Here is a 21,525-nt window from a genome sequence, read left to right on the forward strand (position 1 = left end):
TCATGCAGCTGGGCTTCTTTTCCCGCCAAAAGTCATTGACAGGCTTGGCGGAAACTCTTATAATAAAGTCGCAAGTATCGTTATGGAAAAGGATAAAATCATGTTAGAAGATTACTATCAGCTAGATAACAGCTACTATCATAAGAGACTAGACGATGATTTATATGCTGCCAAATGGGGGATGGTTATTGAGTTTTTGGACTTAAATGACCCTAACTTAAAACCCTTTGATGGCGTCAACTTTGCCTTGATTGGCTTCAAGAGTGACAAAGGGGTTTATATCAACCATGGCCGAGTGGGCGCAGTCGAAGGTCCACAGGCTATCCGAACTCAACTGGCCAAGCTTCCTTGGCATCTGGGCAGAAACGTCCGCGTCTTTGATGTTGGCGATATTGACGGTCCTAACCGCTCTCTGGAGCAGCTGCAGCAAAGCTTGGCTCGGGCAGTCAAACGCCTGCGAGAGCTCAATCTCCGGCCTATTGTCCTAGGGGGCGGCCACGAAACAGCCTACGGTCACTATCTGGGACTTAAGTCGTCACTAGCTCCTGACCAAGACTTGGCCGTTATCAATATGGATGCCCACTTTGATTTGCGTCCCTATGACCAGACTGGTCCTAACTCTGGTACCGGTTTTCGCCAGATGTTCGATGACACTCTGGCTCAGAAGCAGGCCTTTAACTACCTCATTCTAGGGATTCAGGAGCACAATAACAATCTCTTTCTCTTTGACTTTGTGGCAAAATCCAAGGCTATCCAGTTCCTGACTGGAATGGATATGTACCAAATGGGTTACAAGGAAGTCTGCAAAGCGGTCGATGTCTTTCTGGCCGGCAAGGAGCAGGTCTATTTGACCATTGATATTGACTGCTTTGCAGCTGGTGCAGCGCCTGGTGTCAGTGCCATTCAGTCGTTAGGAGTAGACCCAAATCTAGCGGTTTTGGTCTTCCAGCATATCGCCGCGTCAGGCAAACTGATCGGCTTTGATATCGTCGAAGTCTCTCCACCTCACGATATAGACAACCATACGGCTAATCTGGCAGCCAGCTTTGTCTTTTACCTGACCCAAGTCTGGGCACAAGCACATGACTAAAATGGGCATTTAAAAACTTCATTACAAACATCAAAAGAGGATGAACATTGCTTTCATCCTCTCTTATTTTGTGTTTAATGCCTGAGATAAGCCTTGGCATAAGTTTTCTAATTCCTTTAGCTGATGACGATCCCGGTAGGGATTGAGCTGGCTTTTGGCCGTTTCATAGTAGGTCTCAAAGTCCTGATTCAGCAAGTCTTCAAAGTCTGCATTCTGCAAACTGCCAGTCAGCAGACGATACTTAATCACAGCCATCAGATAGTAGATCAGCCCCTTGTCCCGCGGATTTCCGTAGCGACTGATGAGACTATCCTTTTTCCGCAGCAGATCAAGCACAGGCTGGTAATCTCTCTTCTCACAGCCAATCAAGGCCAAATAAACTTCCAACTGGGTCTCTTTCCAAGGGAAGCTGAGAGATTTCAAGGCTGTTTTCGCCTTGAGGAAAATCCGCTCTGCCTGCTCATAATCTTTCAGCTGATAGTAAGTCATACCCAAGCCGATATAGAAAGCAAAAATCGAAGGCTCTGCTGTTTTATTTTCCGTCAGCTTAATGGCCTCTTTCTGATGAGCCAGAGATGCCGTGAAATTCCCGCGAATCTGCTCAATCTCTGCCAAATAGTCTAGAGCCGCCGCAATCTGAATCGAGTACTTAGAACGCAGCGAAGCCGTCAAGCTGAAACAATCAATAGACTGGTAGAGATGGTGAAGCGACTGTTCCTCATCTCCAATCATGAGATGATACAGCCCCTTGAGTCGGAGATTGATAGCAATGGCCTCGTGATTGTTGGCCTGGACCGAAGCATCCAGAGCCAGCTCCGTATAGTAGCGCATCTCAGGGATATTTTCCGTCTGGATGCAGTAGTAAATCATCTGCCGATAGCCTTCTAGGAGAAACTCCATCTGCTGCAGCTCCTTGGCAGAAGCAATCACCTGTTGGATATTGTCCATCCCTTGCTGGTAATTCCCTGTCCGGATGGCATAGCGCCCTTCTAGATAGAGAAAGCGGAGAACCAATAGCTGAAAATCCTTGTGATTCTGGTGTTTTCTCTCTAAGCCCTCTATCTCCCGACGGATACGGTCAAACTGGTCTAAAACCGCTGACTGATTGCTATCATCCGTCTTTTCAATAAAGCCAAACTCCCGCGAGTAAATCGGAAAGAGCTCGTGATGAAACTTCAGAGTAGCCTCGAGATAATGCAGCTCGTACTCCAGAGACTTAATGGGCTGCTTGGACATCTTGTAGTGATAAGCGATTTCATTGAGCAGCTGAGCATGATAGAGAGAGTCTCCCAACTGGTCTTCCATTCCTTGGGCAATCTGGTGATGCAGCATTCGCTTCTTGGCAAGTGACAGGCGGTCATAGACGTAGATTCTCAAAAGCTCCTGACTGAACCGCACTACCAAGTCCTCGCTCTGCTCCTCTTCCATCAAGAACTGCTTCTGTCCAAACTCCTCAGTGATTTCAACAACCTCTTCCATCGGTAGACCTAGCAGTCTGGCTAAGAGAGAAACCGAGGCAGGAGCCCTAAAGCAAGCCAGATAGTCCACCAACTCTTCCTCTTGGCTGCTCAGGTAATCCAACTTCAGAGACAGCTTGGCCTTGATGGCCGAAGTCAGCGGATGAAACTTTTCTCCTCGCAGGAGCTGCTCAGCGTATTCCGATAGGAAGAAAGGGATACCTTGACTGACCCGATAAATATCCTCAAGGCGTTCTTCAGGTATGGCTAACTGACCTGTCTGGGCTTGCAAGTAAGCCACACTATCTTTAAAATTCAGCGGCTGCAGCTCAATAAAGCCTAGCTTATTGCGTACCAGCAGGTGATTGAAAAAATGTTCCAAATAAGAAGGGGTGCTCAGATGCTTGGTCAGCACAAAGGCCACAGGATAGCCAGTCAAATGATTCATAACTTGCTCCAAGACAGCAACGCTAGACTCATCCATCCAGTGACAGTCCTCAATTAAGATTATCAAAGCTTTTTTCTTAGAAATCTTCTGCAGAATATCCACCACAAACTGAGCCAGCTTGTCCGCATCTAACTGACGACCAGAAGTGCCTCCTGTCAAAATGGGAAAATAACTCTCCAAAATGACCTGCCACTGGCTGATAGAAAGAATCTGGTGCTGAATAACCAAGTCCCCCAGGCCGTCCAGCAAACCGCGCCAAGGCTGGAGTTCTGTCTTCATCTCTTCCTTGAAGCACTCAGCCATGACAATCTGGAAATACTTGGTCTGATTGGCCAATACTTGACGAGTCACTGTCCGCTTTCCGATACCAGTACCACCAACTAGAACAAGAGCACGCGCCTCCTGAGTCTCTATCACCTTAGAAAAGTAAGATTCCAAACGCTTGATTTCATCGACCCGCCCGAAAAAGTGGTCTGTATTGCGCAGAAACTGCTTGGTCTTGCGCTCGCTACGGTCCTTGGCAAGCACTTCATGATATAGTTGCTGGATAGGTTCCGTAGGACTAATGCCCAGTTCCTTATCCAAAATATTGACCAATTTATAATAAGTCTCTATCACCTTGCCAGGCCGATCATGATCCTGATAGAGCTTCATGAGCAGATGGTAGTTCTTCTCATCAAACTCATCAATGCTGATCAAGCGACGCAAATTCCGCTCAGCCTCTTCCAAATCCAACTGCTCTTTTTCTGTTTCCAGCTGCTGGTAGCAGGCTTGGATATAAAGCTGCTCATATCGCGTCCGCATTTTGGACACCCAGTAATCAAAAGCCTCGCTGTCCTTGAGATAGAAGCTCTGCAGAAAATCACCCTGATAGAGCGACAGATGCTCCGCAGGATGGTCCGTGAAACGTTCTACATCACTTTCAATCATACACTCGGGATTAAGCGACAGCACAGTCCGGTTGGGAGCGACAATCCATTCCCCACCTAGTAACTTGTTAGCTTGATAAATGGTGTTGCGCAGATTCTTTTTGGCGGTCTGATTATCCTTGTTTTCCCAGAGGATTCCTGCAATCTCCTCCCGATTGACTGCTCCATTGATGTGGAGATAGTAAAGCAGAGCATTGATTTTAGCAAAAGGAAAAAAGACTTCCTCTTGATTGAGAAAGACACTCGGACTTCCCAGCAATTTCAACCTCAACTGATTTTTCGTCATGCAAACGCCTCCAAGAAACCTTATAGAACTAATATAAACAAAAAGAGACAGTTTGGCAAGTAAAGTATTATACTAGCCCTTAATTTCCAGTTTTTAAATTGGTTTTATTTAGGATTTTTTTGTTATACTAGGATGAAAATAAAATTTTAGAAAGTTACTTATGAAGAAAAATATTGTTCTTTTCATTTTTCTCCTTCTGAGCGCGATTGGCTTAGAATACGAGACACAAGCCTATACTACTGGCAGTATGTCAGGTACTTCCTATGGGATTGTCGGACTGTCAGCCCTCTTGGCCCTGCTCTATATCATCCCTGCCCTGCTCTTGATTCGCCAACTGGGCAAAAAATGGCAGACTCCTGCACTTAGCCTTGGGGTGGCTCTGCTAGGTGGCCTTTTCATTTCAGGCTGGACCTCTGGCTTGGCCAACACCTATATCCACGAGTGGGTCAGCACCAGCTTCCCAAACACCTTGCTCAGCGACCTAGAAAACGCCATCGCAGCTCCACTGGTTGAAGAACCGCTCAAGCTGTTAGCAGTTGCCTTCGCTGTCTATCTAGTCCCAGTCAAAAAGTTCAAATCCTTCTTGATGCTGGGGATTACAGCTGGCATGGGCTTTCAGATTAGCGAGGACTTCTCTTATATCCTCTCTGACCTGCCCGAAGGCTTCTCCTTCACTATCTCTGGTATCCTAGGCCGCATTACTGGCGGCGTCGCCTCTCACTGGCTCTACACCGCCCTGACCACTCTCGGTCTGGCTCTCATGCTGCGCTATGCCAAAACTCAGAAAAACTACTTCCGAGTGGGGCTCTTCTACTTCCTAGCAGCCTTTGTTCTCCACTTCTTCTGGAACTCACCGCTGACTGCTATCGAAACGGACATCCCAATCATCGTACCGGCTATGACCGCTGTGGCTGTCTTTATCTTTTACCAAGCTTACCGAACAGCCCATAAAATTGACCAAGAAGAATTGGAAGTGGAATAATGCAAAAAAACGACCGTTAGGGTCGTTTTTTTAGGTATTCAGGAATATATTTTCTTAACATTCTATATTTAAGACATACCAATCAATTGCAAAAATCGGAATGACCTATTTTTAGAGATATCTACATAACCACCTTGCCATACTCTAGCATTCATTTCGCAAAATTATCTCTAATCCTCTCCCCACCGGCATTTCTATCCTATTTTCCCCATGCTCTTTCCTTAAAGAAATGTTAACATTTTCTTAAAACTAACTTATATTAGGAATCTTTAAGCCGCAGTCTGTATACTTTCTACAAATCATCTAAGAAAGAGGTATGGATATGGATTATCTAGTGATTCCGGCCTATGAGCCTGATTATAATCTTATTAAGCTGATTAAAAAAATTCACCATAAAAGTGATTTTCATATCATTGTTATCGATGACGGCAGCTCTTCCAAATGCCAGATAGTCTTTGAGCAGGCAGAGCAGTACGCGACCGTGCTCCGTCATCAGGTCAATCAAGGCAAAGGGCAAGCGCTGAAAACTGCTTTCACCTTTATCCAAGCACTAAAGATCTATGGAACGGTTGTAACAGCAGATGCGGATGGCCAGCACAAGGCCTGGGATATTTTCCGCGTATCGAGCAAAGCTTCTGAAAATCCCAATCAGCTGATTCTGGGAGCGCGCGCCTTTACTGGCAAGGTGCCCCTGCGCAGCCGCTTCGGCAATAGTCTGACTCGAGCTCTCTTCAAAGCACAGACTGGGGTGGGTGTCTCCGATACTCAGACAGGCTTACGAGCCTTTACGACCAACATGATTCCATTTATGCTAAAGGTAGAGGGCCAGCGCTATGAGTATGAAATGAACATGCTCTTAGAAGCTAGCAAGGAATATCCCATTTGGGAAGTGCCCATTGAGACAGTCTATATCAATGACAATCAAGGCTCACACTTCCGGCCGATTCAGGATGGGCTCATGATTTATAAAAATATATTCAAATTTGCCCTGACTTCTCTCAGTAGCTTCGTCGTGGACTACATCGTCTACGCACTGGCTCTCTTGTTTTTAGCTGCTGTGCCGACCAGCCTGAGAATTCTTCTCGCAAACGGGATTGCTCGAGTGACCAGCTCAATCTTTAATTACTCGACCAATAAAAAGCTGGTCTTTAAGAACGACGACAGTATACTCAAGACAGGAACTGGCTATTTCAGCCTTGCTGTAGTGCTCTTTATCCTAGATACACTGCTGATTCGCCTCTTCTACGCTGTCTTTGGTATTAATCTTCTGATTGTCAAAATCATCGTCGGCACCTTGCTCTTCACCGTCTCCTGGATGGTCCAAAAAAGATTTATTTTTAAGGAAAGGACACACACCGCATCATGAAATTTTTAAAGAAACGCTATGTCTACGCCTCCATTTTCGGGCTGCTTCTGACAGCTTCTTTCAGCTACTCCATGCTGAAAACCTTTGTCATCGCAGAGACCATTTCTACGGTTTCAAGCGCAAGTTCATCGTCTAATGCCGAGGCTGCCAGCAAGGCTGCGGAAACAGCGACTGTGACGGATACCAGCTATTCAGACGACAACATCTCGGTCACGCTAACTGAAAAGACCGTCAGCAACACCCAAGTCTACATCGCTGATGTGACTGTCAGCTCATCGGAATACCTGAAAACAGCCTTTGCCCAAAACACTTACGGAAACAATGTCACCGCCAAGACCTCGGAAACGGCCGCCAACAACAATGCTATCCTAGCGGTTAACGGCGACTACTACGGGGCCAACACAACTGGCTATGTCATCCGCAATGGCGTCGTCTACCGCGATACCGTCCGAGAAGACTCCAGCAATGGTGATTTGGCTATTTACAAAGACGGCTCCTTCAAGATTATCTATGAAGACCAAGTCTCTGCTGATCAACTGGTCAAAGACGGCGTGGTCAATCTCTTGGCCTTCGGCCCATCTCTTGTAGAAAATGGTGAGATTGTCGTTGATACCAACTCCGAAGTCGGCCAGTCCATGTCTTCCAATCCTCGGACAGCTATCGGTATCATTGATGAAAACCACTACATCATCATCGTTTCAGACGGACGCACCTCAGAAAGCGAGGGGCTTTCCCTCTACCAGATGGCAGAAATCATGAAATCTTACGGTGTTAAGACCGCCTATAACCTTGATGGCGGCGGCTCCTCTACACTTTACTTTAACGGTCAGGTCATTAACAAACCTACAACCAACGGAAATACTATCTCAGAAAGGTCGGTGAGTGATATTGTCTACATCGGTTACTAATCCCAGCAAAAAACGTTTTAGAAAAACGGCCCTTATCTACGCACTATTAACTATTTTCTTCTTTGCTTTCAGCAGAATCTATGAATCTTTCAGTTTCGGCGAGACTTCTAGCCACATGCATTATCTCTTTGTCATTCCTCTAGCGGGCGGCATTTTCCTTCTACTCTTTATGAAGGTCATCCCTAACCTCTCTCGGCTCAGTCTCAACCTCTGGAACTCAGCTGTAGCCATTATGACAGCCGGCATGCTCTTCCGTGGCATCGTCAACCTATCTGGTCGCTCAACGACGCTGGATATGCCCTACTGGTACCTAGGAGCAGCCTTTGCGGCTCTGGCACTACTCTCCATGGTCTTTACTCGAAGTGAGTGGAATAAAGAAATCCAGGCACAGCCAATACCCAGCAAAAAAGAAGATACAAAACTAAGTCGTCGTGAAACCTACAGCCAAGTATAAACCAAAAAACCTCAGAAAAATCTGAGGTTTTTATTCTAGTGATAATCATTCTGAGTCTTCATTCACATTCATACACACTACCCGTCAGCGGGTCAATGACTTCTGCCAGCTTAAAGTGTCCCTGCTCATATTGGTAATGGCAGATGGCGCAGTTGCCAAAGCGCACCTTAGGATCCAGAGCTTGGGCTGCAATCTTGAGATAGAAGGCCCACATGGCACCGCCGTGGCTAACAGCTAAGACTGGCTCTGCTCCTGCCTGCTCCATGACCTCAGTCAGAGTGACCAGCATGCGCTCACCGACTTGGTCCACACCTTCTCCACCATAAGGGACAAAAAGGTCTTCAAAAGAGGTGGCTCCTGGTCGAAATTTCGGCTGCAGGTGTTCGGGCTGGGCTTCAAAAAGGCCAAAGTTCCATTCTTTAATGCCTTTAAGGCGAGTATAGTCGGTCCGACCGGAGACAAGTTCTAAAGTATCAGAAGCTCGCTCCTGGGTGGAGGAGTATAGCTGACCAAAACGAATACCCAGCTCTTTCAAATAAGCTCCTGCCTGCCGGGCTTGATTCTGCCCCAGTTCTGTCAAAGGAGAGTCGCAAGCTCCCTGTACCAAGCCTTCTTGATTGAAAAAAGTCTGACCGTGCCGCATCAAATATAAATCTTTCATTTTTCCTCCCAATCGCTAAAATCGTGACCAATAACCTATTCTAGGTAAAATTGGTCCTGTTCAAAAGTAAACTTTAAAATTCCGCAGTTAGTCATGTGACCAAGGTCATCCAGACGCCAGTTTTTCTGCCAAGCTCTGGCAAAATTGGCCATAGCTCCGCCATGGGAGACCATGAGCACAGACTGACCATCCGTCTCCTGCATGAGCTGAAGAATGGTCGTTGCCATACGCGCTTGTACCTGTTCCTGTGATTCACCGCCATAGGTCACAAAGAAATCTCCATAAGGTAGGGGTGGATTGAGGTCTTCGCTTTCCCCTTCAAAGGTGCCAAAGTTCCACTCCTTGAGCCCCTTGACACGCTTATAGGGAAGCTTACCGTCCGTTACCAATTCCAAGGTATCACAGGCCCGCTCTTGAGTAGAGCTATAAGCATCGTCAAAAGTAATTCCGGCATCCTTAAAATATTGCCCTGCCACCTTGGCCTGATAAATACCAAAATTAGTCAGAGGAGCATCACACCAGCCTTGTACCTTGTGGCGTAGGTTGAAAAGCGTCTGGCCATGCCGCATCAGATAAAGAGTTTTTGCCATCATTCACATCTCCTTTAGATGAGTTCTAACTTTTCAAAGGCCGTGTAGAGCCCGTCTTGTCTGACCGATTCTGTCACCATATTCGCCATGGCCTTGATTTCCGCTCCGCCATTTCCCATAGCAACTCCGACCTGACAATAGTCCAGCATAGGAATATCAACCTTGGCATCCCCGAAAGCCAGAGTATCTGCCCTGTCAGCATCCAGATGCTTCAGCAGAACCTCAATAGCATGCGCCTTGGTAATGTCTTTGACACCCAAATCACCAAAGAGAGCATACTCGCCCTTGCCTCCCCAAGTGCCCGCCTTGAGTTCAGGAAAAGCTGCCTTAGAGTCTAGATGGTCTTGGTAGCTCTTTAGAATGAAGCTGACTTTGTTCAGGTCGTCCCGGTAGAGCTCCCCACCATAAACCAGGCCGTGAAGAGCTTCTTCTGCCTCCATATTTACGACTTCTTCAGGCTTGGCGCCTTTGCCAAGAACATAGGTCCGAAGCACCGGTCGTGCTGCTTCGCGGAAGCCCCTGCTTGCAAAGAGACCGTTATTACTCTCCAGGTAAAACTCTAGCCCTCTCTCCTGAAGCCAGTCGACTAGCCTTTTAGCGACATCTCGCGGAATCAGCTGGTACAAAATAACCTGCCCCTCATGCTCCACATAGGAGCCGTTACCACCAATCATACCATCAAAGCCAATATCCCAAATTTCCGGCGGCATCTCAGCCTTGCTGCGACCTGTACATACATAAACCAAATGGCCCTTTTCCCGTGCCTTCCGAATGGCAACCACAGCAGACTCCGGTATATGATTATCATAGTCGATGATGGTACCGTCCACATCAAGAAAGATGATTTTTCTCGTCATAATGCTCCCTTCTTTCTCTTTTTTTCCTGGCATTTGCTGAATGCTTTCTTTATTTTTTACAAATTCTCCTATTCTGACCCAGATTTATTTTATAAAAGCTTCATCCTATTATATACCTTTTTGAAAGCCTTTTCCTATAGAATTATCAGATATAATGGTACTATCCTTTTTTCTCATAAAAAAACAAGAAGGACAGCTTTTAATCAGCTTGTTCCTTCTGCTCTTTTTATTTCTCATCTTATCTACTCATCCTCTGCTTCAAACAGCCAGAGTTTGGAATCAAAGTCATAGCTCAACTTTTGCCCAGAATCCTCTAAAAGCTGACCGCTGGAAGCATCCGTGGTAACCAGCCCAACTCGCATAAGCTCAGCCCCCGTATAGGCACGCCCCTCTATCCGATAGACCTTATCCGCAGCCAGTCCTTTCAGTTGCAAGCGCTGATGTGAGCAATTGACTTGATTGAGGACCTTGAAAGTGCCTAAAAGGGCAGTGTTCTGATCCTGACTGATAACCATCCAAGCTGTCTGTCCATCTCCCTTAAATGGCGACTGCAGTCGATAAAAAGTTCCATTATGAATCAGCTCTCGATGGCGCTTGTAAAAAGCTATCTGTTTCCTGACTTCAGCCAATTCTTCTGGGCTTAGCTGATTAAGATCCAGCTCATAGCCAAAGGAACCGAAAAAGGCGACATTGCCCCGCGTCTTCAACGGAGTCAGACGGTTGGTCTGGTGATTGGGCACGATGGAGACATGGGCTCCCATAGACGAAAGCGGATAGAGAAGGCTGGTCCCGTACTGGATTTTCAAGCGCTCAATCGCATCCGAATCATCGCTGGTCCAAGCTTGAGGAGCATAGTAGAGCATACCTGGATCAAAGCGGCCCCCACCTGAAGAGCACGATTCAAATAACAGTCTCGGATAGCGACTGATTAAACGCTCATACAAGTCATAAACGCCCAAGACATAGCGGTGAAAAATCTCTCCTTGCTGATCGGCTGGCCAGGCAGCCGAGAAGACATCCGTCAGAGGGCGATTCATATCCCATTTGATATAATCCAGCTGCGCTCCCTCAATAACCGCGGACAGACGCTCAAATATCTCATTCACTACTTCCGGCCGAGAATAGTCCAAAACAAACTGGTTCCGACCATGGTGGGGCTGTCTATCTGGCACTGCCAGCAGCCAGTCAGGATGAGTTCGGTAGAGTTGGCTGTCCTTATTGACCATTTCCGGCTCAAACCAAAGACCAAACTGCATGCCCAAACCGTGAATACGCTCTGCTAGCGAGCCCAGCCCCTTCGGCAGCCTTTCTGGATTGACAAACCAATCCCCCAGCCCAGCGCGATCGTTAGTCCGCTGGCCAAACCATCCGTCATCTAGCACAAAGAGCTCCACTCCTACATCTTGAGCCTTTTCAGCAAGCTCCAGCAGCTGATTCTCACTAAAGTCAAAATAGGTAGCTTCCCAGTTATTGATGAGAACAGGACGCGCTCGCTCGCGCCAGTAGCCCCTAGCTAGGCGTCGACGAAATAGCTGATGAAAGACTTGACTCATGCCGTTGAGGCCCCGCTCAGAATATACTAGCAGAGCTTCTGGACTGGTAAAGGACTGGCCTGCAGCCAGCTTCCACTCAAAACCAAAAGGATTGATGGCTAGCTGCAACCGGGTCACATCATAGGTATCCACCTCAGCCTGAATGAGAAAATTACCTGAATACACCAAGGCCGTTCCTAGTACTGGACCTGAAAATTCAGTCGTTTCCGGTCGCTTAAGAGCCACAAAAGGATTGTGGTGGGGACTGGAAATGCCGCGGGTTGACTCAATAGACTGAATCCCCTGCTGAAGCGGGCGCTCCTTGATATGGCGTTCCCGGGCCCATGCCCCTGATAACTGCAGCCAGTCATAATCAGCATCTGGCAGATCAAGCGACAGACTAGCTAGGGATTCCAAGTAGCAAGTTTCCCTGCCTTGATTAATCACTTTGCTGGAGCGAGTGATAACCGGCCAATCAGCAAAAATCGTATAAAACAGCTGAACTTCTACTTCTGTCACCTCATCTCGTAGGGTTAGAATAAGAGTCTTAGCCTCCGTTTGAGTCTCTGTATAAGTAGCGGGCAGCCCCTCTAAAGCAGGCTTACCATCTACTATCTGATGACTGACATAGACAAAATCAGTAATACGCGAGCCATTTTCCTGCCGCAGACAGATAGCGGAATGACGAAAATCTGTCGTGCCGTATTCTGGAAATTCCTGCCGCACATGCTCCAAAGAATAGCGTAAATCTCCTTCTTTCCGATAGGTCGTCATGGGCCGATGCTGCAGCTCCACCAAATAAGAATAATCCCGCTCTGGTACCACCGCTCCGTAGTAAAGCTGCAAGAGTTTACCATCCTCATAAACCCGAAAGATATAAGAAATCTCACCGTTAGTCAGATGAAATTGCCTGCACTCTTCGTTAAACCAAATACTCGCCTTATTCATGGTCTTCTCCTTTCACATTCTGCAGTCAAACTTCCACTTTCATTATAAAAAAGGCCACCCCTTTTGGTAAGCCTTTCTTTCTAGTATTATTTATCCAAATGTGACTTTTTACAGCTCCTGCCCCAGATGAGAGCTGGCCTTGCGAAAGTTCAAGGGCGACTGGCCACGCGCCTTTTTGAAGGCTTTTGAAAAGCTCTGTGTTCCGGCAAAGCCTGTCTTACTGGCAATCTCTTCCACCGAAAGCTGGCTGCCCGTCAGCAAATCAGCTGCCATATTGAGTCGCAAATCATTGCTGTACTCCTTGATCCCCTTGCCTACTTCATCCTTGAAAAGCCGAGATAGGTAGGAAGGGTGCAGAGCCAATTTCTGCGCCAACTCCTGCACAGATAAACTTTCTGGCAGATGGCTACTCAGCAACTCCAATACCTGCTGGACATAAGGATTGACTCGACGGCTTTCCGTGATTAAGGATGTCTGCTTAAGACGTTGAGACAAGAGTTCTAAAAAGCGATAAACTTGCCTTTGCAGAGCCAGTTCAGCTGTTATTCCACTGCCCTCATAAGCCAAACTTTCAAAGACCAAGGCCTTAAATTCCTGCAAAGAAGTCAGCTCAAAAGACCATTGGCCAGACTGTAAGCCCAGAGCCTGCAGATAAGGAGGCAAGAGATGCCCACCCAGTCCCATCCAAACATAAGACCAAGGCTCTTCTCCATCAGCCTGATAAAAGACCGATTGACCCGGTGGCACCACAAAGCCCTGCCCTTCCTGCAAATCATAGCGCTGATTGCCCACGGAGTAAGTCCCCCGTCCCTTCAGTACGATGTGAATGACATAAACATCCCGGACAGCCGGCCCAAAGCTATGATGGGCTTCCGTTTTTGAATAACCACAGAAGGCAAAAAAACAATCTTCTTGGCCAAACTGCATAGACTTAACCAAGGTCAGCGAATGCTCCATCAGCTTCTCCTTAGATTTGGATAATTTTTTTATCCTTATTATAAAACAAAAACCACTAAACAGCAAATGAAGCTGATTAGTGGTTTCTTCATTCATCTTAAAAAGATTGAACAGATGGATTATGATTAAAGAGGGCATGGGTAGCCTTATAGATATGGTAGGCTGTTGCAGCGTTATTCATAGTGTAAAGGTGTATGCCCGCTACATCCTGGGTCACCAAGTCAACAATTTGGTCCACAGCATAAGCCAGACCAGCTGCTCTCAGAGACTCTGGGTCATGTTCGTACTTATCCAGAATAGCCCGAAATTTTCTCGGCAGCTTGATATTCTCACAGGTCTTGAGCAGGCGGAGAGCCTGATTACGGTTGAGAATTGGCATAATCCCAGCATGGATTGGCACTTCAATACCCGCTAAAATGCACTTGTCCTGAAAGTCGTAAAAGCGCTCATTGTCAAAGAAAAGCTGGGTGACCAGACTAGAACAGCCAGCATCCACCTTTTTCTTCAGATTTTGAATATCCGAAATCTGATTTGGCGAATCTGGATGGCCCTCCGGATAGCAGGCTCCGATGATGTCAAAATGCGGTGCTTCTGTCTTGATGTATTCGATCAAGTCAGTCGCAAAGGTAAAATCATCCTTAGGTGCTACATCTGGAAAAATATCCCCTCGCAAAGCTAAAATCTGATGGACACCAACCCGATCCAAAGACTGCAATATATTGGACACCATGTCCTTGGTTAGATAGACCGCAGGTAGGTGAGCAATCGTCGGAATCTTGAGGTCGTTGGCGATGAACTCCGTCAAACGAACCGTCGTCTCCTCAATGTCAAACTTATTATTGCTGGCTGTCACACTGATAAAGTGAGGAGCCAGATCTTGCATCTCTCTCAACGCCTGAAAAATCTTATCATTGCCTACTGCCGGATTGGGAGGAAATACTTCAAATGAGAGACTGGGTGTGTGACGACGAACCATATAACAAAAAGTTCCTTTCAATGATGGTAGCGATAGCCGAGGACAATCCTACAAAAACAGCTCCTGCAGGATTGTCATCTCCGCTTCAATTTTGGTATGTTCCTCCATCAAGATCAACTGTTGAGGTTCTAGGAGGATTATTGCAAATGTTGTCTAGCTGCTTTGGCTGCTTCTACTAAGCGCTCCAAGCTAGCCTTAGTTTCTGGGATACCACGAGTTTTAAGACCACAGTCAGGGTTAATCCAGACCTTGCTGCTTGGCACCTTAGCCAAGATAGCTTCGATTGTATGGTCAATTTCCCCTTCATTTGGCACGCGCGGTGAGTGGATATCATAAACTCCAGGCCCCACTTCTGTCTGGAAGTTCTTAGCCTTGAGCTCGTCCAGGATTTCCAAGTTAGAGCGGCTAGCTTCAAAGGAAATAACGTCCGCATCCATGTTGTCGATAGCTGGGATGATATCTGTAAATTCTGAGTAACACATGTGAGTGTGGATTTGTGTGTCTGGCGCTACTGTAGAGTGTACCAAGCGGAAGGCTGGAATTGCCCAGTCAAGGTAATCTTCATACCAATCGCTGCGACGGAGTGGCAATTTCTCACGAAGAGCAGCCTCGTCGATCTGGATAATCTTCACGCCAGCAGCTTCAAGGTCAAGAACTTCATCCTTGATAGCAAGAGCGATTTGAAGGGTAGAATCCTTGATAGAGATGTCTTCACGCGGGAATGACCAGTTGAGGATGGTTACAGGTCCAGTCAGCATACCTTTGACAGGTTTGTCTGTACGGCTTTGTGCATAGCTAGACCATTTAACAGTGATTGGGTTGAGACGAGTAACATCACCCCAGATGATTGGTGGTTTGACTCCACGCATACCGTATGATTGTACCCAACCATTTTTAGAGAAGAGGTAGCCTGACAGGTTTTGACCGAAGTACTCAACCATGTCATTACGCTCGAACTCACCGTGCACCAGCACGTCAAAGCCGACTTCTTCTTGCCACTTGATCCATTCATCGATTTGCTCAGCCAAGAACTTGTCATAGTCTTCTGCCGACAGCTCACCCTTGCGGAAGGCCAAGCGCTTAGCACGGACTTCCTTGGTTTGAGGGAAGGATCCAATCGTGGTAGTTGGCAACGGTGGCAGATTGAGTGTCTTGTGCTGAATTTCCTCACGTTCTGCAAAGGCTGGCAAACGAGTGTAGTCAGCGTCAGTCAAACCAGCGATGCGCGCACGAAGTTCGGCATTTTCACCAACACGTTCAGTCGCAAAGAGTTCTTTGTTAGCAGCAAGTGCTTCTGCACCGCCGCCATTGCGGATAGCATCCAAGTCACGGATTTCATCCAATTTTTCCACCGCAAAGGCAAAGTGGTTCAAAATTGCTGGTTCAAAATCTTCATTAGCCGTTGTAAATGGCACATGGAGCAGTGAACATGAGCTTGTCAAGACGATGTTTTCAGCTGGGATTTGCTCAAGCACTGCCAAGCTCTTTTCGTAGTTGTTGCGCCAGATGTTTTTTCCGTTGACAATCCCTGCATAAAGAGTCTTATCAGCTGGAAAGCCACCTTTTACAAGCTCAAGTGTTTTCTTGCCTTCGACAAAGTCCAAACCAATAGCATCTACTGGCAACTCTACAAGGTCTGTATAGATGTCACGAACATCACCAAAGTAGGTTTGAACCAAGACTTCCAAGCCTTTCTTGTCCGCCAAAAGCTTCTTATAAAGGTCCAAGAAGAGAGCTTTTTCTTCTGCTGACAGGTCTTTGACCAGACTTGGCTCATCCAGCTGGATACGCTCTGCGCCCAGCTCTGCTAATTTTGCAAAAACTTCTTGATAAGCTGCAGCTAGGGCATCTACAAAGTCAGCCGGAGCCACACCGTCTTCAAAGTCAGATACTTGCAGGAGAGTGAATGGGCCAACCACAACTGGACGGGTTACCAAACCCAACTCTTTAGCTTCTGCAAATTCATCAAAAATCTTATGCCCAGCCAGCTTGACTTGGGTTTCTTTTTCAAATTTAGGAACGATATAATGGTAGTTAGTGTTGAACCATTTCTTCATCGGAAGGGCGCGGACATCTCCTTTTTCACCCTGATAGCCACGAGCCAAGGCAAAATAACGCTCCAAGTCAGTCAACTCCAAGCCTTGCACAGATGACGGCACCACGTTAAAGAGAAAGGCCGCATCCAATACATTGTCGTAGTGAGAAAAGTCATTTGACGGAATTTCTGAAATTCCTTTTTCCTTAACAATATTCCAGTGCTTAGCGCGCAGCTCTTTGGCCGCAGCCAGAAGCTCTTCTGCTGAGATTTCATGTCTAAAATATTTTTCAGTTGTAAATTTCAATTCACGGAATTCACCCAAACGTGGGAAACCAATGATAGTTGTTGACATATGCGTCCTCCAAAATTTTTCTTGATTTTATCTTATCAGAAAATCTCCCCTCTGTATAATTGGAATTTCCCAGAGTTTGATATAGCCTAAAACTATAACCTGGTTCTCTATACAACCATAAAAGCTTATTTTTCAACTTCCATTGATTAAGATTATTGTTTGCTATAGGTAGAAATTATGACCTTGGAAAAAGAAAAACCAGCGAGAATAAAATCTCGTTGGTTTCTTTTCATTCTTTTATTAACGCTTTTTTCTCTTCCTTCTCCACAACAAACTCTCTAACCAAGCGGTAGATAACTGCAAAGATAGGCGTGAAGAAAATCATGCCGACCAAGCCAAAGAGGTTGCCCCCAATCAGGGCGGCGGCTAGGGTAAAGAGAGTTGGGAGACCGACGGACTGGCCGACCACGCGCGGATAGATGACATTCCCCTCAATCAGCTGCACTCCCTGAAAGACTACGATTGAAAGAAGAGCTTTCCAAGGGCTGTCGGTGAAGATAAAGATAGCACCTAGAGCACAAGCTGAGAAGGGCCCGATGTAGGGAATGAAAGAGAGCACTCCGGCCAAAACTCCTGTCAAGGCAGCATAAGGCAGGCCTGTCAGAGAGTAGGCGATAAAGACTAAAATCCCAACAATGACGGCCTCTATCATCTGCCCCATCAGAAACTTATCATAGGTCTCAACAATGACAGAACCGACATAGGATAGGCGTTTCACAGCCTTCTCAGGAAGCAGGACCTGCAAGAGACGGCTAGTAATTGTCTGCAAATGCTCCTTGCTGCTCAAGAAAGCAAACATAAGAAAGATAGACATGATGACAGAGAAGAAATTGCCAAAAATGGCAGAGATATTGCCCGTCAGACTGCCCAGAAGAGAGATGGCTCGGTTGACAATGTCGCTGTTTTGCAGCTGCTTGGTCAAATCTTTCAGCTGGCTAGAGGAAAGCAAGCCAGACTGCTGCAGCCACTTGGCTACCTGAGGCGCTACCTTGCCGATTGTTGCGCTCAACTGATTGACCGCTGTGGTCAGAGTCGGTACGACGATAGAGACAATCCCTGTCATAATGAGAGCTAAAATCAGCACCTCTAAAACTAAGGCCAGGCTGCGCTGCAACTTCTGCGGGACTCGGCATTTGCCCAAGAATTCTTCCAGTTTTTTCATCGGAACGTTGAAGATAAAGGCTAGGACTCCACCCAATATAATGGGTGAAAAAACCGAAGTCAGACTCTGCAGGCCAGACCAGATGTTCCCGATATAGAGAACCAGAGCCAGAGCAAGCGCCGCAAAGACGATTAGTTTATAAGATTCATTTATTTTTTTCATAAGGTTTCCTTTTAAGGTTTTGTCATTTCCTTATTTTATCATAATTTTCAAGGCCTTTCGAGCAGGAGGAAATGGGTTAGTCAGCTTTGTCATTGCTCTTAATTTTTTGAAAATCTTGAAGATAGAAACTTCCTGAGATGAGAGCAAGAAGACCAGCCGCCTCTCCCAAAAATGGAATAACTCCTGCAAGGAAAGCAAAGGAGAGAAGCTTATGGCTCATCTTATTGACTCTTGAGTCTTCGCTATAATGAGCCATTCCAACAATAGAAAGCCCCAAAAACAGCAAGCTGATTAATACTATCAAGCCGCCCCAACCAGAGTTTTCAACCAGTTTGGGAACTAAAGCAACTATTTTCCAGTGCCACCGCTTAGAAGAAGCGTAAAGAATTAGGAGACCTCCTAAGATACTCACAATTCCATTTACCAATAACAATTTATTCGACTTCATACAAATCTCATTCTTTCTTTTTTAAACATAGTATACCTAGCCACTTTCTAATCTGTCAACCATTATAAAAGAATGATTGTCCATCCGATAAATCCGTTTTCATTCAAATTATCTTATGATAAAATAACTTTATGCACAAGAAAACGATTATTGATTTTAAGCAGTTGGGCCAACGCCTGATTTTTACGAATCCCATCAAGGAGCTAAAGACTCGCCGTCTTGACCAAGTGGAGGAACTTTTGGCAGAGATTGAGGGCTGGCAGGAGAAAGGATACTATGCTGTCGGCTATGTCAGCTATGAAGCAGCGCCAGCCTTCGAGGAAAAGTTTCAGGTTCATCAGGCTCCGCTCCAGAAGGAATATCTCCTCTACTTTACAATCCACGATAAGGCCGAGCAGGCTTCCATTCCCTTGACCTATAAGGAAGTGGAAATGCCAGCGGCTTGGCAGGGACTGACTTCTGAGCAAGAATACCAGAAGGCTATCGAGACCATTCATCATCATATCCGCCAGGGCGATACCTATCAGGTCAACTATACGGTGCAACTGTGCGCGGAGCTCAATCCTGAGGATAGCTTGGCTATTTACAACAGGCTAGTCGTTGAGCAGAATGCAGCCTACAATGCCTATGTAGAGCATGATGAGACCGCCATCTTATCCATCAGTCCCGAGCTCTTTTTCGAGGAGCATCGAGGTCAACTGACCACTCGTCCTATGAAAGGAACTACCAATCGAGGACTGACCTTAGAGCAGGATAGAGAGCAGTCTGCATGGCTGGCCCAGGATGTCAAAAACCGAGCAGAAAATATGATGATTGTCGATCTGCTGCGTAATGACATGAACCGCATTTCTCAGACGGGCAGTGAGCGGGTTGAGCGTCTCTGCAGTGTCGAGCAATACTCTACAGTCTGGCAGATGACCTCCACCATCAAAAGCCAGCTGCAGGAGGAAATCGGACTGGCAGAGCTTTTCAGAGCGCTCTTTCCTTGCGGATCCATCACAGGCGCACCTAAGATTTCGACCATGGCAATCATCAAGGCGACAGAAAAAGCTGCCCGCGGAGTCTACTGCGGCACAGTCGGCATCTGCCTACCAGACCAGAGACGGATTTTCAACGTCGCCATCCGCACCATTCAGCTAGAGGGAAGGAAAGCCATCTATGGCGTTGGCGGCGGCATCACTTGGGACAGCACGTGGAAATCTGAATACATCGAAACCCAGCAAAAATCTGCCGTCCTCTATCGGAAAAATCCGCGATTCGACCTGATTTCTACAGGAAAAGTAACGGACGGAAAGCTGACCTTGCAAGACCAACACCTGCAAAGACTGGCAGAAGCAGCCAGCTACTTCGCCTATCCTTTTGACCAAAGTAAGATAGAGCAGGAGCTAGAAGAAACCTGCGCTCAGCTGGATAAAGAGCAGGATTACAGGCTACGTATAGCTCTAAAAAAAGATGGCAGTATTGAGCTAGAAACGACTCCTCTACTGCCACTGACGGATACTTTCAGAAAGGCAAAACTGGTCGAGCAGACAGCCAATCTAGCCCAGCCTTTTACCTATTTCAAAACCAGTCATCGTCCTCATCTAACCTTGGAGCAGCAAGAACAGATTTACTACAATGCTCAAGGCCAGCTGCTGGAAACTTCTATCGGCAATCTGCTGCTGGAGCTAGACAGCAAGCTTTACACGCCTCCAGCTGAACTAGGCCTGCTCAAGGGTATCTACCGTCAGCAGCTACTGGATAATGGACAGGCTACTGAGAAAGTTTTAGTGCTGGCTGATCTGGCTCAAGCGAAGAAAATCTACGCCTGCAATGCAGTCAGGGGACTGTACGAGCTGGAGATTGAAGATTAAGAGTTCCACAATTTGCCACTTGCTTTTAATCCTCATCAAAAACTTTAGAAATATTTGAGAAATTCTTTATAAATATTTGAAGGTTTGGCGCTATACTAATTAATAAGAAGAGGAGTTTTCTCTCCTAGTATCATGAAAAGGAGACTTGACATGGAAAATGTTTTGATTTTACAGCAGGTCAGCAAGAAATTCGGCCGGCAGTACGCTCTGACCGATGTGAGTCTGACGATAAAAAAAGGAGATATTTACGGTTTAATTGGCAAGAACGGGGCCGGAAAGACCACTCTGATCAAGGTCATCACCCAGCTTTTGGAAGCAAGCAATGGTAATGTCTCCCTCTTTGGCTCTCAGAACTATCAAGAATGGACGCAGAGCCTCAAACGGGTCGGTTCGGTCATCGAAACACCGGTCGCTCACAACCACCTGACAGCCTATGAAAATCTCAGCTACTACTGCAAGCTCCGCCATATTCCCCATGCGGACAAGGTCATCCGTGAAACCTTAGAATACGTGGACTTGACAGATACGGGCAAGAAGAAATTCCGCGACTTCTCACTCGGAATGAAACAGCGGCTGGGTCTGGCTATCGCGCTTCTTACCAGACCTGACCTGATGATACTGGACGAGCCTATCAATGGCCTGGATCCGGTCGGCATCAAGGAATTCCGCCAGCTGGTTCAGCGGCTCAACGAGGAGTTGGGCATGACCTTTATCATCTCCAGCCATATCCTGTCTGAACTCTACTTGGTTGGTACCCAATTCGGCATTATTGAGGAGGGACGGCTGATTCGCGAGATTTCCAAGGCGGAGTTTGAAGAACAGAGCGAAGACTATATCGTGCTTAAAACGTCGCAGTTAGAAGAAGCCAGCCGACTGATTCACGACCAGCTCATGCATCGCATCAAGGTGGTCAATTCTTCTGACGAGATTCATATCTTTACCCATTCACATGAGATTAGCAAGATTGTCAAGGAACTTGCGGCTGCAGATATACCGGTGCAGGAGATTTACTATGCACGACAAAACCTAGAAAACTTCTTTACAGACTTGGTCGAATGAAAAAGGGAGG

At 46.6% G+C, this 21,525-nt stretch carries 17 protein-coding genes; 7 read left to right on the forward strand and 10 right to left on the reverse strand.

The window, feature by feature from the left end:
* The first annotated feature begins 100 nt into the window (after positions 1-100).
* Positions 101-1,090 (forward strand): formimidoylglutamase, encoded by a 990-nt coding sequence (gene hutG / locus K4H96_RS03865; protein WP_317627997.1) that lies wholly within the window; start codon positions 101-103, stop codon positions 1,088-1,090.
* A gap of 63 nt (positions 1,091-1,153) precedes the next feature.
* Here hutG and K4H96_RS03870 read toward each other — a convergent pair whose 3' ends face one another.
* On the reverse strand, positions 1,154-4,210 hold the full coding sequence (locus K4H96_RS03870) for an AAA family ATPase (RefSeq protein ID WP_223337383.1): 3,057 nt from the start codon (positions 4,208-4,210) through the stop codon (positions 1,154-1,156).
* A gap of 160 nt (positions 4,211-4,370) precedes the next feature.
* On the opposite strand from K4H96_RS03870, the gene K4H96_RS03875 reads away from it, so the two are divergent.
* The 4 genes from K4H96_RS03875 to K4H96_RS03890 all read left to right on the forward strand — a co-directional run bounded on the left by K4H96_RS03875 (position 4,371) and on the right by K4H96_RS03890 (position 7,920).
* Positions 4,371-5,192, forward strand: coding sequence for a PrsW family intramembrane metalloprotease (locus K4H96_RS03875; protein ID WP_004189920.1), 822 nt, complete (start codon positions 4,371-4,373; stop codon positions 5,190-5,192).
* Between the two features lie 316 nt (positions 5,193-5,508).
* On the forward strand, positions 5,509-6,558 hold the full coding sequence (locus K4H96_RS03880) for a bifunctional glycosyltransferase family 2/GtrA family protein (RefSeq protein WP_223337382.1): 1,050 nt from the start codon (positions 5,509-5,511) through the stop codon (positions 6,556-6,558).
* Positions 6,555-7,466 carry a phosphodiester glycosidase family protein gene (locus K4H96_RS03885; protein ID WP_002910604.1) on the forward strand — a complete coding sequence of 304 codons (912 nt, stop codon included), beginning with the start codon at positions 6,555-6,557 and terminating at the stop codon, positions 7,464-7,466. The genes K4H96_RS03880 and K4H96_RS03885 overlap by 4 nt, the downstream gene beginning before the upstream one ends.
* Positions 7,447-7,920, forward strand: a complete 474-nt coding sequence (locus tag K4H96_RS03890) for a hypothetical protein (protein ID WP_002910605.1) — start codon at positions 7,447-7,449, stop codon at positions 7,918-7,920. Before K4H96_RS03885 ends, K4H96_RS03890 begins: the two co-directional genes overlap by 20 nt.
* Before the next feature lie 58 nt (positions 7,921-7,978).
* On the opposite strand, the gene K4H96_RS03895 is transcribed toward K4H96_RS03890, so the two are convergent.
* From K4H96_RS03895 to K4H96_RS03935, 9 genes are all read right to left on the reverse strand, one after another.
* Positions 7,979-8,581, reverse strand: coding sequence for a histidine phosphatase family protein (locus K4H96_RS03895; RefSeq protein ID WP_223310914.1), 603 nt, complete (start codon positions 8,579-8,581; stop codon positions 7,979-7,981).
* Between the two features lie 35 nt (positions 8,582-8,616).
* Positions 8,617-9,174, reverse strand: a complete 558-nt coding sequence (locus K4H96_RS03900) for a histidine phosphatase family protein (protein WP_223337381.1) — start codon at positions 9,172-9,174, stop codon at positions 8,617-8,619.
* Between the two features lie 11 nt (positions 9,175-9,185).
* Complete coding sequence (locus tag K4H96_RS03905; RefSeq protein ID WP_223337380.1) at positions 9,186-10,028, reverse strand: HAD family hydrolase; 843 nt, start codon at positions 10,026-10,028, stop codon at positions 9,186-9,188.
* 242 nt (positions 10,029-10,270) lie between these two features.
* Positions 10,271-12,508: an alpha-galactosidase gene (locus K4H96_RS03910; RefSeq protein ID WP_223337379.1), complete on the reverse strand. Its 2,238-nt coding sequence runs from the start codon at positions 12,506-12,508 to the stop codon at positions 10,271-10,273.
* 108 nt (positions 12,509-12,616) lie between these two features.
* Complete coding sequence (locus tag K4H96_RS03915) at positions 12,617-13,561, reverse strand: AraC family transcriptional regulator (RefSeq protein WP_223337378.1); 945 nt, start codon at positions 13,559-13,561, stop codon at positions 12,617-12,619.
* A 1-nt stretch (position 13,562) separates the two neighbouring features.
* Positions 13,563-14,441: a methylenetetrahydrofolate reductase [NAD(P)H] gene (metF, locus tag K4H96_RS03920; protein ID WP_002918110.1), complete on the reverse strand. Its 879-nt coding sequence runs from the start codon at positions 14,439-14,441 to the stop codon at positions 13,563-13,565.
* A 137-nt stretch (positions 14,442-14,578) separates the two neighbouring features.
* On the reverse strand, positions 14,579-16,831 hold the full coding sequence (gene metE, locus K4H96_RS03925; RefSeq protein WP_223337377.1) for a 5-methyltetrahydropteroyltriglutamate--homocysteine S-methyltransferase: 2,253 nt from the start codon (positions 16,829-16,831) through the stop codon (positions 14,579-14,581).
* A 229-nt stretch (positions 16,832-17,060) separates the two neighbouring features.
* Complete coding sequence (locus K4H96_RS03930) at positions 17,061-18,155, reverse strand: AI-2E family transporter (RefSeq protein ID WP_223337376.1); 1,095 nt, start codon at positions 18,153-18,155, stop codon at positions 17,061-17,063.
* A gap of 76 nt (positions 18,156-18,231) precedes the next feature.
* On the reverse strand, positions 18,232-18,603 hold the full coding sequence (locus tag K4H96_RS03935; protein WP_223337375.1) for an insulin activator factor: 372 nt from the start codon (positions 18,601-18,603) through the stop codon (positions 18,232-18,234).
* A gap of 131 nt (positions 18,604-18,734) precedes the next feature.
* On the opposite strand from K4H96_RS03935, the gene pabB reads away from it, so the two are divergent.
* Positions 18,735-20,456 carry an aminodeoxychorismate synthase component I gene (gene pabB, locus K4H96_RS03940; protein ID WP_223337374.1) on the forward strand — a complete coding sequence of 574 codons (1,722 nt, stop codon included), beginning with the start codon at positions 18,735-18,737 and terminating at the stop codon, positions 20,454-20,456.
* Positions 20,457-20,606: 150 nt separating this feature from the next.
* Positions 20,607-21,515, forward strand: a complete 909-nt coding sequence (locus tag K4H96_RS03945) for an ATP-binding cassette domain-containing protein (protein WP_223337373.1) — start codon at positions 20,607-20,609, stop codon at positions 21,513-21,515.
* Positions 21,516-21,525 lie beyond the last annotated feature (10 nt).

Origin of the sequence: Streptococcus sanguinis (genome assembly GCF_020729765.1) — a bacterium.
GTDB lineage: Bacteria > Bacillota > Bacilli > Lactobacillales > Streptococcaceae > Streptococcus > Streptococcus sanguinis_Q.